Annotated in this window: 13 protein-coding genes; 2 read left to right on the top strand and 11 right to left on the bottom strand. The window is 70.1% G+C overall.

Annotated features, from left to right (window positions below; genetic code table 11):
• Positions 1–257 precede the first annotated feature (257 nt).
• From bcp to VJT49_RS19445, 3 genes are all read right to left on the bottom strand, one after another.
• Complete coding sequence (gene bcp / locus VJT49_RS19455) at positions 258–737, bottom strand: thioredoxin-dependent thiol peroxidase (RefSeq protein WP_324166275.1); 480 nt, start codon at positions 735–737, stop codon at positions 258–260.
• 14 nt (positions 738–751) lie between these two features.
• Positions 752–1279, bottom strand: a complete 528-nt coding sequence (locus tag VJT49_RS19450; RefSeq protein ID WP_324166274.1) for a hypothetical protein — start codon at positions 1277–1279, stop codon at positions 752–754.
• Between the two features lie 214 nt (positions 1280–1493).
• The gene (locus VJT49_RS19445) at positions 1494–1676 is read right to left on the bottom strand and encodes a hypothetical protein (RefSeq protein ID WP_324166273.1); all 183 of its coding nucleotides are present in this window, start codon (positions 1674–1676) and stop codon (positions 1494–1496) included.
• Between the two features lie 198 nt (positions 1677–1874).
• Between VJT49_RS19445 and VJT49_RS19440 the strand changes: the two genes are divergently transcribed.
• Entirely contained in the window at positions 1875–2882 is a 1008-nt protein-coding gene (locus VJT49_RS19440; RefSeq protein ID WP_324166272.1) for a hypothetical protein, read from the top strand.
• A 306-nt stretch (positions 2883–3188) separates the two neighbouring features.
• On the opposite strand, the gene VJT49_RS35335 is transcribed toward VJT49_RS19440, so the two are convergent.
• From VJT49_RS35335 to VJT49_RS19400, 7 genes are all read right to left on the bottom strand, one after another.
• Positions 3189–3761, bottom strand: a complete 573-nt coding sequence (locus VJT49_RS35335) for an AAA family ATPase (protein ID WP_414636032.1) — start codon at positions 3759–3761, stop codon at positions 3189–3191.
• 204 nt (positions 3762–3965) lie between these two features.
• Positions 3966–4703, bottom strand: coding sequence for an SDR family NAD(P)-dependent oxidoreductase (locus tag VJT49_RS19425; RefSeq protein WP_324166271.1), 738 nt, complete (start codon positions 4701–4703; stop codon positions 3966–3968).
• Between the two features lie 18 nt (positions 4704–4721).
• On the bottom strand, positions 4722–5279 hold the full coding sequence (locus VJT49_RS19420) for a DUF4383 domain-containing protein (protein ID WP_324166270.1): 558 nt from the start codon (positions 5277–5279) through the stop codon (positions 4722–4724).
• A 92-nt stretch (positions 5280–5371) separates the two neighbouring features.
• Positions 5372–6166: an ABC transporter permease gene (locus VJT49_RS19415; protein ID WP_324166269.1), complete on the bottom strand. Its 795-nt coding sequence runs from the start codon at positions 6164–6166 to the stop codon at positions 5372–5374.
• Positions 6126–6926, bottom strand: a complete 801-nt coding sequence (locus tag VJT49_RS19410; RefSeq protein ID WP_324166268.1) for an ABC transporter ATP-binding protein — start codon at positions 6924–6926, stop codon at positions 6126–6128. The genes VJT49_RS19415 and VJT49_RS19410 overlap by 41 nt, the downstream gene beginning before the upstream one ends.
• 13 nt (positions 6927–6939) lie before the next feature.
• Positions 6940–7344 (bottom strand): MarR family winged helix-turn-helix transcriptional regulator, encoded by a 405-nt coding sequence (locus tag VJT49_RS19405; protein WP_324166305.1) that lies wholly within the window; start codon positions 7342–7344, stop codon positions 6940–6942.
• 484 nt (positions 7345–7828) lie between these two features.
• Complete coding sequence (locus tag VJT49_RS19400; protein ID WP_324166267.1) at positions 7829–8233, bottom strand: hypothetical protein; 405 nt, start codon at positions 8231–8233, stop codon at positions 7829–7831.
• A 39-nt stretch (positions 8234–8272) separates the two neighbouring features.
• On the opposite strand from VJT49_RS19400, the gene fxlM reads away from it, so the two are divergent.
• On the top strand, positions 8273–9478 hold the full coding sequence (gene fxlM, locus VJT49_RS19395) for a methyltransferase, FxLD system (protein WP_324166266.1): 1206 nt from the start codon (positions 8273–8275) through the stop codon (positions 9476–9478).
• A 67-nt stretch (positions 9479–9545) separates the two neighbouring features.
• Here the strand turns inward: fxlM and VJT49_RS19390 are convergent, their stop codons facing one another.
• Positions 9546–14990 (bottom strand): carboxyl transferase domain-containing protein, encoded by a 5445-nt coding sequence (locus tag VJT49_RS19390; protein WP_324166265.1) that lies wholly within the window; start codon positions 14988–14990, stop codon positions 9546–9548.
• Positions 14991–15139 lie beyond the last annotated feature (149 nt).

Here is a 15139-nt window from a genome sequence, read left to right as displayed (position 1 = left end):
GTGGCCGCGCCGGCCTCCGGCGTGCCGGCGAGGACCAGGGGAACCGCGAAAGCGACGACGAGCAGGCGCTTGATCACGCCCGCAGGGTAGGCGACCCGGATCGAACACTCGGACAACTGTCGCCGCTTTTGATGAGGTGAGAGAATGCGCGAGCACTATCGACGAATTCATTTCGCCGGGTAGTCCCCGCCAGTTCGCTCGTCCAGGTCAAGGGCCTGGTTCACCCGGCATTCCGGGTCGAAATCGACGCGCTGGCGTCAGTCCGAGCCGAGCGCGAGGTCCTTGAGGAGCTTGGCGACGTGGCCCGTGGCGCGGACGTTGTACATCGCCTTGGCGATCTTGCCGTCCGGGTCGACGACGAAGGTGGACCGGATGACGCCCTGCACGATCCGGCCGTAGTTCTTCTTCTCGCCGAAGGCGCCCCACGCGGTGAGTACCGTCTTGTCCGGGTCGGACAGCAGCGGGAACGTCAGGCTCTCCGCCTCGGCGAACCTGGCCAGCTTCTCCGGTTTGTCCGGGGAAATGCCGAACACCTGGTAGCCGGCGTCGTTCAGCTCGGCAAGGTTGTCCCGGAAGTCGCAGGCCTGCTTGGTGCAGCCCGGGGTGCCGGCCGCGGGGTAGAAGTAGACCACGACGTGCCGGCCCCGGTAGTCGGAGAGTGAAACACTGTTGCCCCGGCTGTCGGTCAGGGTGAAATCGGGAGCCGCGTCGCCCACGGACAGTCGCTGGTCGGTCATGAAGCGAGCCTATGTCACGCCGATCCGCCGTAGACGGCGACCGCCGGGCTGTTCGTCGACGGCCGGACGCACAGTTGCAGTTGCGTGGGCTGGTCCGGGACGGCGAACGCCAGGGTGACCTGGGTGTCGCGGCCCGGCTGCACGTCCTTGCCGGCGTCGATGATGCCGCTGTAGCCCTGGGTCGGGTCCTGGACCTGTTTCGCCGCCACGCTGGCGACGGTGGCCGACACCGACAGCCCGGAGAGCTGGTAGGGCTGGTCGCCGTCGTTGCGGATGGAGATCTCGAACGCGACCGCCCGGGAACTGGCCGGGTAGGCGCTGCCGCTCGGCCGGAACGACTTGGGCGTGGACACCCCGATTATCAGCCCCTCGTCGAACCGGTACTGCGCACCGAAATACATCGTCTGCTGCATGGGTGTCGCGCCCTGGGTCAGCGGCTGGCCGCCGGTGCTCGTCGAGCCGCTGTTCACCGGGCCGGCGGCACCGCAAGCGGTCACCGCCAGCAAGGTGAACGCGGCCAGCAGTGTGCTCGGGGTGCGCACTCCAGGCCACTTCCTTTACTGGTCATGTGGGCCCGGAACTGGTCCGTTCGGGGTAATCGGTGGTGCCGGGCCCGCTCCACTCTGGCCGTCGTGGCGCTCGCGGGCGAGTCGTATCGGGGGGTTGAAGCAGACATGGTGTAGGGCTGTGGCCGATCCGTGATCGGAGCGGCACGAGCAGTGACCGCCGCCACCCGTAGTGCGATCCCGCCGGTTATCAGCTGGCGACCGCGAAGAAGAGGATGAAAGCGCCGATCCCGATCAACCAAACCACGATGAGCCAGCCGAAGTCCCGCCACGGGTCCACCGTGTGGTTGTCCTCGCCGGGCACGTAGACGCCGCGTTGCTCGAACCAGTCGGCGACCCGCACCAACCAGCCGAACGAGTTACGCGCGAACATCGGCCACCTCCATGCGTCACAGTATTGCCCCCATGCCTTTCCATGACGACGGGGCGCTCCGCAACCGGACGTGCACGATACGTCGAAGGTTTGCGTGATGTTTCTCACTGTTAATGACACAAACTGATAACGGCGGTCATGATATTGCGGAACGTGACGAACGGAAGGGCTTGAGGCGTGTCCAAGTACGACGGGCGGGTGACGGTTGCGGACCTCCTGCGCCGCGAAGGCATAGCTCAGGAACTCCCCGTGGCCGCCGGCGACGTGCACGACGCGCCGACGGACCTGATTCCGGTGGCCGAGCTCCTTCGCCGGGAGAACGGCGAGGACCGTCCCCCGGTCGACTTCTACGAGGACAGATACGAGGACGGACTCGAACAGGACTCATCGGAAGAGGATTCGTCCGGCGACGACGACCCCGCCGAGGGCCCGTTCGAGACCAGGTTCGCTGGGCCCGCTGAGGGCCGGTTGGAGACCGGGTTCGCTGGGCCTGCCGAGGGCCGGTTGGAGACCGGGTTCGCTGGGCCCGCCGAGTCTCGGTTCGAGACCAGGATTCTCGACGGCCGGCCCGAGCCCGCCGGCGCCGGCAAGACGGACCGCCGGTGGATCGGCAAGGCGGGCGCCGTCGCGGCCGGTATCGCCGCGCTGGCCGGTCTCGCCGTGACCGTGCTCAGCACCGGCCAGCTCCAGGAGACGGCCGCTCCGATCCCGGGCGGCAACGGCGGGCCCGCCATCGACCCGCCCACCACCTCGGCCAGCGACTCCGCCAACGCCGACTCGAAGCTGTTGACCAGTACTTTGCCGACTCCGTCCGCGGTCGAGGCCCAGGCGGGCAGCGCGCCGGCAAGCAGTTCGCACTCCGGTTCCTGGGGCGGCGTGGCCAAGCACGACGTCCAGCCACCGGCTCCTCCCGCGCCTCCGGTTCCTCTCGCGCCTCCTGCTCCTCTCCCACCTCCCGCTCCTCCCGCGGTGACCACCGACCCGCCTCCACCGGCATCGTCCAGCAGCCAGAGCGCGACGACGACCACCACGAGCGACAGCCCGTCGTCGTCCGCGGGGAAGACGACCCCCAACCCGCCTCCCAACGCCACTTCGACGACCAGCAGCGGCAACCCGGGCGCCCCGGCGCCGGGCGCGCTCGGCAACGGGGCCGGCACGATCACCGGAACCCTGGGCGACCTGGTCGGCGGCCTGCTGAGCGGCTGAGTCACGAGGTCAGCCTGGCCACCTCCGTCCGTGACCGGGCGCCGAGTTTTGCGCAGGACGTTCGATACGTGCTGCTCGACCGTTCGCGGGGACAGGAACGGGCCGGCGGCGATCTCCCGGTTGGTGCGGCCCTCGGCGAGCATCCGGGCGACCTCCCGTTCGTGCGGCGAAAGCTCTCGCCCGTAGCCGCGGCGGCCGCGCCCCGACGGCACTCGCGCGCCGTGCTCCCGCAAGGCGTGACGATAGCGCCCGGCGTCTCTGGTCGCGCCGAGACGCTGATACCACTCGGCGACGCGGCTCAACTCGTCAAGGGCTTTCCGGTCGCCGCCGTCCAGCCGCGCCAGTGCGGCGCGTTCCGCGGGAGTGTCGCCGGGTAGTGCATCGGCAGGTCCGCGTACGTCTCGTGTGCCTCGTCGAAGGTGGCCGCGTCGCCGGTTGGCAGCCCAGGGAACTGACGGCGAGCCGGCGCAGGTCGGCCGCGGCGAGCGGGCCGGGTTCGAGCCGGGCCCACCGGACTCCGGGCGACGGGCGGAGGGACAGCGTGTGCGGCCGTTCGGCGACGAGCACGATGCCGAGCCGGGCCGATGGTCTGGACAACAGAAAAGGCAGCAGATCGTGGGTGTGCTCGTCGGCGCGGTGCACGTCGTCGAGTACCAGCAGGGTGGGACCGCACGCGTCGAGCAGTTCCCGGATCGTGCGGAACTCCAGAGGTCTGCCGGTCTGGTGCGGCTGGGGCGGCAGGAGTTCGGCCAGCTCGGGCAGCGGCGGCCGGAGCGCGCCCGCGACCGGGCTCAGCCGGCCGATCGGGGCACAGATCGTGCGAAGCGCCTCGAGCACGGGGCCGTAGACGAAAGGTTCGGCCGCCGCTCCCGGACTCACCCCACTGCCGGCCCCGGCGCCTCGTGCCCCGCTGGCTGGCACGGTCTTTCGGTGGCCACCGGCGGGCTCCCGGTGCGGGTGGCCGACCCCAGCCCGCCAGTATCGAATTGGTCCGGACCAGTTGAGAGGAGGGGTGACTCAGCGTCCGGCGGCCCGGGCGGGAGCGGGAGGCGGTGAAATTTCTTGCCGGTTCTGAAAGCCCCTTCAACGAGGGAGACGGCGCCAAAGCGGGCGGGGGAGCAGTCGCATGACGGCGAAGACCGGCCGCAGGATCGCGGGAACCCAGACCTCGCCGCGGCCGCGGCGAAGCGCGGTTACCGTGGCGTCGGCTACCTGCTCCGGCGTGCTGGAGAACGGGGCCGGCGACATGCCCGCGGTCATCCTCCCGATCACGAAACCCGGCCTTACCAGCAGCAGCCGCACACCGCTGCCGTGCAGGGCGTCGGCCAGGCCGCTGGCGAACCCGTCCAGTCCCGCTTTCGCCGAGCCGTACACATAGTTCGCGTGGCGGACCCGCACCCCGGCCACCGAGGAGAACACCACGAGTTGCCCGCTGCCCCGCGTGCGCAGCAGGTTCGCCAACTCGGTCAGCACGCTCACGTGCGCGACATAGTCGGTGTGCACAATGGACACTGCGTGCGCCGCGTCGGTCTCGGCGCGCTGCTGGTCGCCGAGCACACCGAAGGCGACGACGACCACGTCCACCGGCCCGTGCTTGGCGAAGATCTCGTCCAGCACGGGCCGGTGGAGCGCGATGTCGTCGGCGTCGAACTCCACGCGCGCCACCTCGGCCGCACCGGCCTGGCGCAGCGTTTCCTCTTCTCCGTCGAGGTCTCCGCTGCGCCGGGCCGCGAGTACGACCTTCCGCGACGTGGCCAGCCGCGATGCGACGGCGAGCCCGATCTCGCTGCGGCCGCCGAGTACCAGAACCGTTCCGTTCACGCGGAGCAGTCTGCCCGATCAGTGCGCGACGTGCCTGCGCCGGTGCAGGAAGCCGCGGCCGGGGCGCTCTTCGGTGGTCGTCGCGGTGGTGTCGGTGGTACCGGCGGGCGCGGTCTGCGTGGCGGGCACGTGCACCGCCTTGCGCGCCGGCATGATCGCGATCACCAGGCCGAGCAGGGCGGTGAAGATGTGCAGCCAGTTGTCCGCGGCGTTGATGTTCAGCGGGTTGCCCAAATTCGACACCGGATTGGACGAGATCACCCCGGTGAGCATCAGGCCCCAGATGGAGATCAGGCCGTAGCCCACGAACAGGATCCAGCCGTAGGCCCGGGACAGCCCCGAACCGCTGGCCGTGAGTACGCCGAGCACGCCGACCACGACGTGCACCAGGTTGTGCAGCGGGTTGATCATGAAGCCGAGCAGCATCACGTGCTGATGCCCGGCGAAGTCGGCGAAGCCGGTCCGGCCGAAACCGACCGCCCCGCCGACGAGATAGACCAAGCCCACCAGGCCGGCCAGTACCTGCACCGGCTGGAGCCCGTGAACCCGGACTTGCGCGCTTTCCGAACGAGCCATTCTCTCGTCCCCTTTATCACCGGATCGGCCACTACGATCACACGCAGTGCTGCGCCCGGCGGGTACCCAGAGGGTGGATCAGGCAAACCCGGTCAGCGGACCAGCCTTCCCATCAGCGCCGAAGCGACCCAGATCGCCGCGACCGTGGCGCCGGCGAGCACCCCGAAGTCCAGCAGGAGATGGGACGGCGTGCCGATCAGCAGGCCGCGCAGGGCGTCAACCTCGTAGCTGAGCGGGTTGACGTGGTTGAGCACCTTGAGCCAGCCCGGCATCAGCTCGACGGGGTAGAGCGCGTTGGAGCCGAAGAACAGTGGCATGGTGATCGCCTGCCCGATGCCCATCACCCGTTCCCTGGTCATCACCAGCCCGGCGATCACGATCGACAGGCAGCAGAAGAACGCCGAGCCGAGCACGACCGCGAAGGCCGTCCCGAGCAGCTTGACCGGGTTCGCGGTCAGTCCGACGCCCAGCAGGGCGGCCAGCACCAGCACGATGAGGGCCTGAGTGAGGGCGCGGATACCGGCCGCAAACGCTTTCGCGGCCACCAGCGCGGCGCGGGGCGTCGGCGTGACCAGCAGCTTCGACAGCACTCCGGCGTCGCGCTCCCAGATGATCAGAATGCCGTAGAAGATCGCGATGAACAGCGCGGACTGGGCCAGGATGCCGGGCGCCAGGTAGTCCAGGTACGGGGTGTTCCCGGTGGGGATCGCGCGCAGTCGCGTGAACGTCTCGCCGAAGATGAGCAGCCACAACGCGGGCTGGATCGCGCGGGTGATCAGTTCCGACTTGTCGCGGCGGAGCTTCTGCAACTCCACCAGGCACATCGCACCCACGCGGGCGGGAAACCTAGCCCAGGCGGCGGGCTGTACGGCGAGTGGCACGGACATCGCGCATCCCTCCTGACGCCTCTTCCAGTTCGTCACCGGTCACGACACGGAACACGTCGTCCAAAGTGGAATCCGGACCGAGCTGCCGTTCGAGTTCGGCGGGGCTGCCCTGCGCGCGGATCCGGCCGCGGTGCATCAGCGCGACCCGCTCGCAGTACTGCTCGGCCTCGTCCATGTAGTGCGTGGTGACGAGCACGGTCATCCCGGTGTCCGCGCGGATCTGCTCGATGCGGTCCCACACGTTCGACCGCGCGATCGGGTCGAGGCCGATCGTGGGCTCGTCGAGGATCAGCAACCGTGGCGAGCTGACCAGCGCCTGGGCCAGCTCGAGGCGCCGGATCATGCCGCCGGAGTACCCGGCGGCGGGGCGGTCGGCGTCGGAGAGCAGGCCGACCGCTTCGAGCGCCGCGTCAACCTGGACGGTACGGGACCTTCTCGGCACGTCGAAGAGCCGGGCGAACAGGGCGACGTTCTCCCGGCCGGTGAGCGCCGAGTCGGCGGAAAGCTGTTGCGGCACATAGCCGATGAGCCTGCGGACCGCCATCTTCCGGTGGGTGACGTCCAGCCCGAACACCTCGACGGTGCCGATGCCGACCGGCAGCAGGGTGGTGATCATGCGGATCGTCGTGGTCTTGCCCGCGCCGTTGGGGCCGAGCAGGCCGAACACCGTCCCGGCCGCGATCTCCAGGTCGACGCCGTCGACGGCGACGTTGGTGCCGAACGAATGCCGGAGCCCGGTACAGCGCACTGCCGGTGTCATCGTGCCTCCGATTTCACAGTGCTTCCAGCAGCCTGCCGAGAGCGGGCAGCGCCGCTTCGATCGCGTATCGGTCCTCTTCGGACAGTCGGGTCAGCGCGCCGGCCACGAATTCCGTTCGGGTGCGGCGCCAGGTCGCGAGCCTTGCCCGCGCGGCCTTGGTCAGTTCCAGTCGGACTGCCCTGCGGTCGGCGGGGTCGATGTGCCGTTCCAGCATCCCGGCCTCGACAAGCTGGTTGACCAGCGTGCTCACCGAGTTGCCCGCCAGGTGCAGTGCCCGCGCGGCGGCCGCGACGCCGATACCCGGCTGCTCCTCCACCGTGCGCAGCAACTCCGCCTGTGCGCCGCGGAGCGGGGCGCCGGGTAGCTTCTCCCGCACCCGGCGGCGGACCACGCGGCGCAGGCCGGTCATGTGCGCCATCAGGTTCTCGGCCAGTCGCGTCGTCGCCACCCCTCCAAGTTAGCTCCTAGTGAGAGCTATTAGCAAGGCTTAGTTTCTGGGACTGCGAGAGCTCCTTACGAGCTCGAGACGCGAGTCGGGCTTTCGCGCCAGGCGAGTCCGGCTTTGGTGACAGGTGAGTCCGGCTTTTGGTGACCGTCCGCATTCCGCGGCCCGCGTTCCGTCTTCGCGCCGCACCCGTTCCTGTTTGGCAGCCTGGCCGTCGCGAATGACGGACTGCTTGTCGCGAAAGCCGGACTCGCCCGTCGCGAAAGCCGGACTCGCCCGTCGCGAGGGCTGGACTCGCCTGGGGCGGGAGCCGGACTCGCCCGTCGTGTGGGCTGGACTCGCCCGTCACGAAAGCCCGACTCGCCCGTCACGAAAGCCCGACTCGCCCGTCACGAAAGCCCGACTCGCTTGTCGCGAAAGCCCGACTCGCCTGGCGCGGGGGGTGGACTCGGGTGGGTCAGGGGGTGTGGTTGCCGCTGGTGGTGAGGTCGGCCGCGTCGGTGAAGGGTTTGAAGCTGAACTCGACGCGGCTGGTTCCCGGGGTGACCGCGGTCGCTTCGGCGATCCGGGCGGTGATGATGCCGGCCGGGTCGCCGTCGTGGAGCCTCGCCAGGAGCTGCGCGAACGCCTCGATCGCGCCCAGGGGTTCGGCGCGGGTTTGGATCAACGTCCGGTGCAGGACGCTGATGTTCAGTCCGTCCGCGGTCCCGCTGCCCACCGATACCGCCAGGGTGGCGTCCACCAGCCAGTGTGCCGCCTTGCCGGACAGGGCGGGGGTCGGGTGTGTGGACAGGCCGATGATGTGATCGGCACGGATGAGGCCGTCGGTGAACGTGTGGACCCAGACCTTGGCCAGTCCCATCGATTTTCCCTCCTTATGGTGTCGTGATCCAATTATCGGGTGACACCCGGTCCGGCGGCGCTCCGAGCGAGCATGGTCCAGTGGCTGCGGGGGAGCTACCGCACCATCAGCGAAGAAGTGCTCGGCGCGTTCGAGGCGGTGCCCCGCCACCTGTTCCTGCCTGGGGTCCCACCCGAGACGGCGTACCAGGACGAGGCGATCGTGATCAAACGTGACGCCGACGGCCAGCCGGTCAGCTCGTCCTCGCAACCCGCGATCATGGCGCTGATGCTGGACCAGCTCGGCCTCCAGCGGGGTCAGCGGGTGCTCGAGATCGGCGCGGGCACCGGGTACAACGCGGCCCTGATCTCGCACCTCGTGTCACCCGGTGGCGAGGTCGTCAGCATGGACATCGACGAGGACGTGGTCGCGGGAGCGCGTGAAAACCTGGCGCGGGCCGGACATCCGGACGTCACCGTGGTCTGCGCGGACGCCGTCGAGGGTTACCCCGCACGCGCCCCCCACGACCGGATCATCGCCACGGTCGGCGTCTGGGACCTCGCGCCGGCCTGGCTGGCGCAGCTCGCCCCGGGCGGGCGGATCGTGGTGCCGCTGGACCTGGCCGGAACCCAGCGGTCGGTGGCGTTCGAGGCGGTGGGCGACGGTCACCTGACGAGCCGGTCCGCGCTGCCCTGCGGGTTCATGCGGCTGCGCGGCGCCTTCGCCGGGCCGGAACGGACGCGGGTGCTCGACGCGGATTCCGGGCTGGCGATCACGCTGCCGCTGGGTGGTGACCTTGACCCGCAGGCGCTGCTGGCCGCGCTCGGCGGGCCGCCGGTCCGGCGACCGACCGGGGTGGGTATCGATCCCCGGCAGCTCCTCGGCGGGCTCGGCCTGTCGCTGGCGATTGGGGATCCGCGCTGGTGCGTGCTGTTCGAGTCGACCACCGCGAGCCATGGGGCCCTGCTGTCGGCCCCTCTGCGCATCCAGGACCGGCGGTACACCGCGGGCCTCCACACGCGAGACAGCGTCGCCGTTTTCGGTCATGAGGAAGCCCTCGGCTACGGGCCCGCCGGCGAGGAGCTGGCCGCCGCGCTCGCCGAGGGCGTGCGGGCGTGGGACGCGGCAGGCCGCCCGGGCGAACGTGCCCTCCGCATCGACGCCTACCCACGGTCCACATCGGACAGATCGAGCGCCGGGCCGGCGGGTGGGGTGATCCTCGAGAAGACGCACACCCGGCTGGCCCTGTCCTGGCCGGACCTTTGAGGCCACCTCGGGTGAGGTGGCCTCAAGCGGCCAACCCGAACTTACTTGATCTTGAAGGTGGTTTGAGCTAACGGGACAGGCCTCGCTCGATCGCGGCGATGATCTGCGGGCGCAGCTCCTCGGGCCGGATGATCGCGTCGACCGAACCGACCTCCACGGCGCGCTGGATGCTGTGCACCGCGTCGAACTCCGTGGCCACCTCGCCGAGTTTCTCCGCCCGCACCGACGACCGGAGCTCGGACAGCTGGGTGGCCAGCGTCGCCCGTTCCGCGCCGGTCGCCGCGGCGAGCCGCGCTTCCAGCTCGACCACCCGCGGGTCGCTCGCCGTGCGCGCGTTGACCTCGCCGGCGAACACCACCGCGGCCGCGGGCGCACCGCCGATCACCGACGCGAACGAGCCGTCCACCGCCAGCACCGTCATGTTCGGGTTGAGCGCCTTGGAGAACACCACGAACGCGCCGCCGTGGTACCGCGAGATCACGCAGAACACGATCGGGCCCTGGAAGTTCACGATCGCCCGGCCGATTTCGGCGCCGTACTCGAGCTGGAGCTTGCGCATCGACTCGGGTGAGCCGTCGAAGCCCGAGAGGTTGGCCAGCACGACCAGCGGCCGGTTCCCGCTCGCCGCGTTGATCGCCCGCGCCGTTTTCTTCGACGACCGCGGGAACAGGGTGCCCGCGGTGTAGGTGTCGGGCCCGTCGGTGGGCGGGAAACCGCGTCGCGGCACCGAACGGGACTCGATCCCGACCAGGCACACCGGCCAGCCGCCGAGGTGCACGTCCTGGATGACCGAGGTTTCCGCGTCCGCCATGCCCGCCCAGCGTTCCAGGATCGGGTGATCGGCGTCGGCGACGGCCCGCATCAGCGTCCGGATGTTGAACGGCTTCTTGCGGTCCGGGTTGGTCTCGCGCGAGAAGATCTGTCCCACCGTGGTGAAGTCGCTGTCCGGCACGGCATGCGGGTAGCCCGAGATGTCCCGGTCCACCGGGTCCGACGTGGCCGCCCGCCGCGGGCCCGGCTCGCCCGGCGCGACGTAGGCGTGGTCGTAGTGCGCCATCAGGACGTTGCGGGCGGACCGCAGGTCCGGCGCCCAGTACTGCGCCTGGCCGTTGGGGCCCATCACCCGGTCGTAGCCGCCGATGCCGAAGTTGTCCTCGGCCGACACGCCACCGGAGAAGTCCAGTGACTGCTTCCCGGTCAGCACCATCGCCGAGTCCGGGGTCATCACCAGGATTCCCTTGGTGTGCATGAGCATCGTGGCCTCGGCGTTCCAGTACGGCTGGGCGCCCACGTTGATCCCGGCGACCACGATGTTGATCTCACCGCCGTCCTGGGTGAACCGCACGATTCGCTTGAGCGCGGCCGCGACCCAGTCCATGTTCTCGGTGCCGGAGTCCATGGAAATCCGCGCGCCGGCCGACAGGGCGAACCACTCGACCGGCACGCCCATCTCCTCGGCGAGGTCGAGCGCGGCGATCACCCGGGCACACTCGGGCTCGGACAGCGCGCCGAGCGCCTTGGTCGGGTCGCCGAGCAGCACGACCCTGGTGACGCCTTCGGGATACCGCTCGGTCGGTGTGCTCACCACGCCCGCGACGATCGCCGCCTTGTTCTGCCCCTTCGACCGGTCGACCGGCACCAGCTTGCCGGTGTCGTCCAGATCGTGCTCGGTGAAGCCGCCGCGCGGGCCGGCGAGCATGTCGGTGAGTTCGTAGGGGTAGACGGTGTCCCGGCGCCGCGCGCGCAGCACCTTCTGGCGGTAGTCGTCGAGCGGCTGGATCAGCTCGGCGGTCGGTTCGTCGACCGACACCCGGATGCCGTTGTCGTAGGAGATCCGCACCGCGATGTCGTGCAGTTCCCCGGTCGTGCTGTCCCGCTGGCGGCCCAGGAACTGGACCTCCTCCAGCCCGGCGCCCGCCGTGGTCGGCAGCACGCGCTGGGCGAGGCCGTTGAGCTCCTCCAGGGTCAGCTCGCTCGGCGGCCACACGTAGATGAAGATCCGGTTGGTGTCGAACCGTTTCTTCGCCGGACGTTGCGCCTGTACCTTGCGGATCGCGTCGAGGCACGCGTCCAGCGAGCCTTCGACCGCGGGCAGCGCGATGATGCGGCCCTCGGCGTCCCTCAGCGGGGTGAGGTCGCGGACCTGGGACATCGCGACGAGCCGTTCGTCGGACGGGTTCTTCGGCGCGACGCAGCGGAAGAGGTAGACCTCCTCGTCCGCCGAAGGCAGCCGGGTCAGGTCGAAGTCGCGCAGCCGCTGCAGCTCCAGCCGCCGGGCGATCAGCGGATGCAGGCCCCGGATCAGCCGGTCCTCGCCGGCGCCCGGCCGGAACGTGAAGTGGTGGTGCATGACCGCGCCGGTGCGCCCGGCCACCGTCATCGTCACGCGCCGGACCCCGGCGGGCAGCGCGGCGGCGTCGAACACCTCCCGCAGGGAGGCGGCCATGGCGTCGACGTCCGGCTGGTCGTGCCAGGTCAGGTAAATGTCGGCGACGAAGGCGCCGCCGCCCAGTTCGGCGACCGTGCGCAGCGTCGAAGCCAGTTCGGTGAAGTCCGTGGCCGCGGCGACGAGCCGGAACGGCGCACCGTCCAGGTCGTATTCGGCGGTGAAGAACGAGTGCCCGTCCACCTGCCGGCACCGGGCCTCGGTCGCCCCGCGGTTGCCGTAGTAGCGGCGGCTCAGCACCTCGAGCATCGGGCCGTGGTCCAGGCCCGGTTTGCTCATGCGCTGGCCGAGCAGCCGGACCAAAGGCTCGGGCGAGGCCACCATCCGGGCGATCCGTTCCGCGCGGTCCAGCGCTTCGGGGTTCCGGTCGAGGTGCTTCAGATGGTCGCGGACGGCGGCGTAGACCTCGGCCCGCTTGCGCCGCAACATGGGCTGGGCGGCCCAGCGGAACACGACGCTGCGCGCGAGGTCGCCGACGACCGGGAAGCGGACCTGGGTGGCCAGGATCAGGTGTTCCAGCGCCTGGCCGACCAGCTCGCGCAGGCCGTTTCCGGGCGGCGGCTCGGAAAGCCACTGCTGGAGCAGCTTCGTGGCGATCACCACGTCCGACGAAGCCCGTTGCTGGGCAAGGAAAATCCGGAAAACGGTTTCTTCGAGGGCAGACGTCCGCTCGAAGTCGGTCACTCCGTAGTGCCCGAGCACCTTGGCCAGCCGGTTCCGGAAGGTCTCGGACAGCCCGGCCCGCTCGACGTCGAGGCTCTGGAGGTAGGTGTGGAAGTACTCGCGCGGGCTGTGCACCCGCGTGTCCGCCCTGGTCTCCTCGCCCGCCGACTTGTTGCGGCTCAGCTCGGACAGGTCGGCGAACACACGCAGCAGCTCGACCTCGTCTTCGAGCGGCCGGTGCCTCAGTTCGGCGCGCGCCACCAGATAGTCCGACAGGGCCCGGCGTTCGTCGCGAAGGTCGACGTCGTAGCCGAGCATGCGGGCACGCAGATCGGTGATGCCCCGGGCGACACGGGCTTCGGCGGACAGTTCGGCAGGCCCGGGTGGCAGCTCGAGATCGACCGCCTCGGCCGGCACGGCCCCTTCCGTGCCTGGCTCGCCCAGCGGTTCCAGGCGCAGCAGTGGCGCGCCGGTCTCGACCTGGCTGCCCACGGAGACCAGGCACTCGCGCAGCTTCGCCTTGAACGGCGCGCGCAGCACGGTCTCCATCTTCATGCTCTCCAGCACGAGCACGGGGGCGCCCGCCTCGACCTCCGCACCGGGCTCCAGCGGCGTGGCGACCACCAGCGCGGGGGCGGGGGAGCGGACCACGCCGCCCTCGTCGCGACTCACCCGGTGCGTGACGCCGTCCACCTCGACCAGGTGGATCGGCCCATGCGTGGCGGTGACCAGCCGGAACCGGGACCCGTTGACGGTGATCCGGCCGGCGTGCTCGTCGAACCGCTCGACCTGGGCATCCACGATATGGCCGTCGCCGATGCCGACCCGGAAGCGCCGCGGCCCGATCTGCGCGACCGCCACGCGGTAGGTCGCGCCCCGCAGTTTGAGGTCGATCGGGCGCCCACTCTTGTGCTGGACCTGTGGACGGCCGCCGTGCGCGGTCGACAGCAGGCGCTGACGTTCGACGAGTTTTTCGTCCTCATACCCCTCGATTGCCGCAGCGGCGAGCGCGATCCCGGAGTTCTTCGTGGAAACCAGACGGCCTTCGGCGCGCACGCGGTCGATCCAGCCGGTGTCGGCGCTCGCGTCGATCACCTCGGGCTGGTCGAGCAGGTCGAGGATGAAGCTCTTGTTGGTGGCGCCGCCCTCGATGATCACCGTGGTCTCGGACATCGCGCGGCGGAGCCGGCCCAGCGCCTCGTCGCGGGTCCGTCCGAAGGCGATGATCTTGGCGATCATCGAGTCGAAGTCGGCCGGGATGGTGTCGCCCTCGGCGACCCCGGTGTCCACCCGGATCCCGGGACCGCTGGGGAGGTCGAGGCGGGCGATCCGGCCGGGCGCGGGCGCGAAGTCGCGGTCGGGGTCCTCGGCGTTGAGCCGGGCTTCGATGGCGTGGCCGAACTCGGCCGGGCATCCGCCGTCGAGCCTGCCGCCCGAGGCGACCTGCAGCTGCGCCTTGACCAGGTCGAAGTCGGTGGTCGCCTCGGTGATCGGGTGCTCGACCTGCAGCCGGGTGTTGACCTCCAGGAAGGCGAACAGCTTTTCGCCGGGGTGGTAGAGGAACTCCACGGTGCCCGCGCCCCGGTAGTCCACGGCCAGCGCCAGCCGCTCGGCCGAGGTCCTGAGTTCGGCCGCCTGCTCGGGTGACAGCAGCGGGGAGGACGACTCCTCGATGACCTTCTGGTTGCGGCGCTGCACCGAGCAGTCGCGCACGCCCAGCGCCCACGCGGTGCCCTGCCCGTCCGCGATCACCTGCACCTCGACGTGCCGCGCGCCGGTGACCAGCCGTTCCAGGAACACCACGCCGCTGCCGAACGCGCGCTCGGCCTCCAGGCTGGTGCGCTCGTAGGCGTCGGCGAGTTCACCGGCGTCGCGGATCACGCGGATGCCCCGGCCGCCGCCGCCCGCGGTCGCCTTGAGCATGAGCGGGTAGCCGATCCGCTCGGCGGCCTCGAGTGCGGCGTCCAGGCTTTCCACCGGGCCCCGGCTCCACGGGGCGACCGGCACGCCGACCTCCTCGGCGATCAGCTTCGCGCCGATCTTGTCACCGAGCTTGCGCATGGCCTCGGCGCTCGGGCCGATGAAGGTGACACCGATCTTCTCGCAGAGTTCGGCGAAGGCAGGGTCTTCGGCTACGAAGCCCCAGCCGACCCACGCCGCGTCGGCTCGCGTCTCGACCAGTGCACGTTCCAGGACGGCGTGGTCCAGATAGGGTCGCGCGGACGCGGGACCGAGGCAGTGGCTGTGATCCGCTTCGCGCACGAAGGTGGCCGTGCGCTCGGCTTCGGTGTAGAGCGCGATGGTCTCGATCAGAGCCCCGGTCTCGGCATTGAACTCGCGGACGGCGTGGATCAGCCGCATGGCGGCCTCTCCCCGGTTGACGATGGCGATGCGGCTGAACACCGAGTTAGCCTCCCAAAGATCGGTTACAGCGGAACTTTCCGGGGCAGGGATCTCCGGTTCCCTACCTTGTCCGCTACCGTCCGGTACGGGAATCGTGGGACCCACCACCTGCCGGGGCCGAAAGTTGTGGGATCCCGCCAACCACCTAC

Source organism: Amycolatopsis sp. (assembly GCF_035276945.1).
GTDB lineage: Bacteria > Actinomycetota > Actinomycetes > Mycobacteriales > Pseudonocardiaceae > Amycolatopsis_E.
This window is presented reverse-complemented; position numbering and strand designations above follow the sequence as displayed.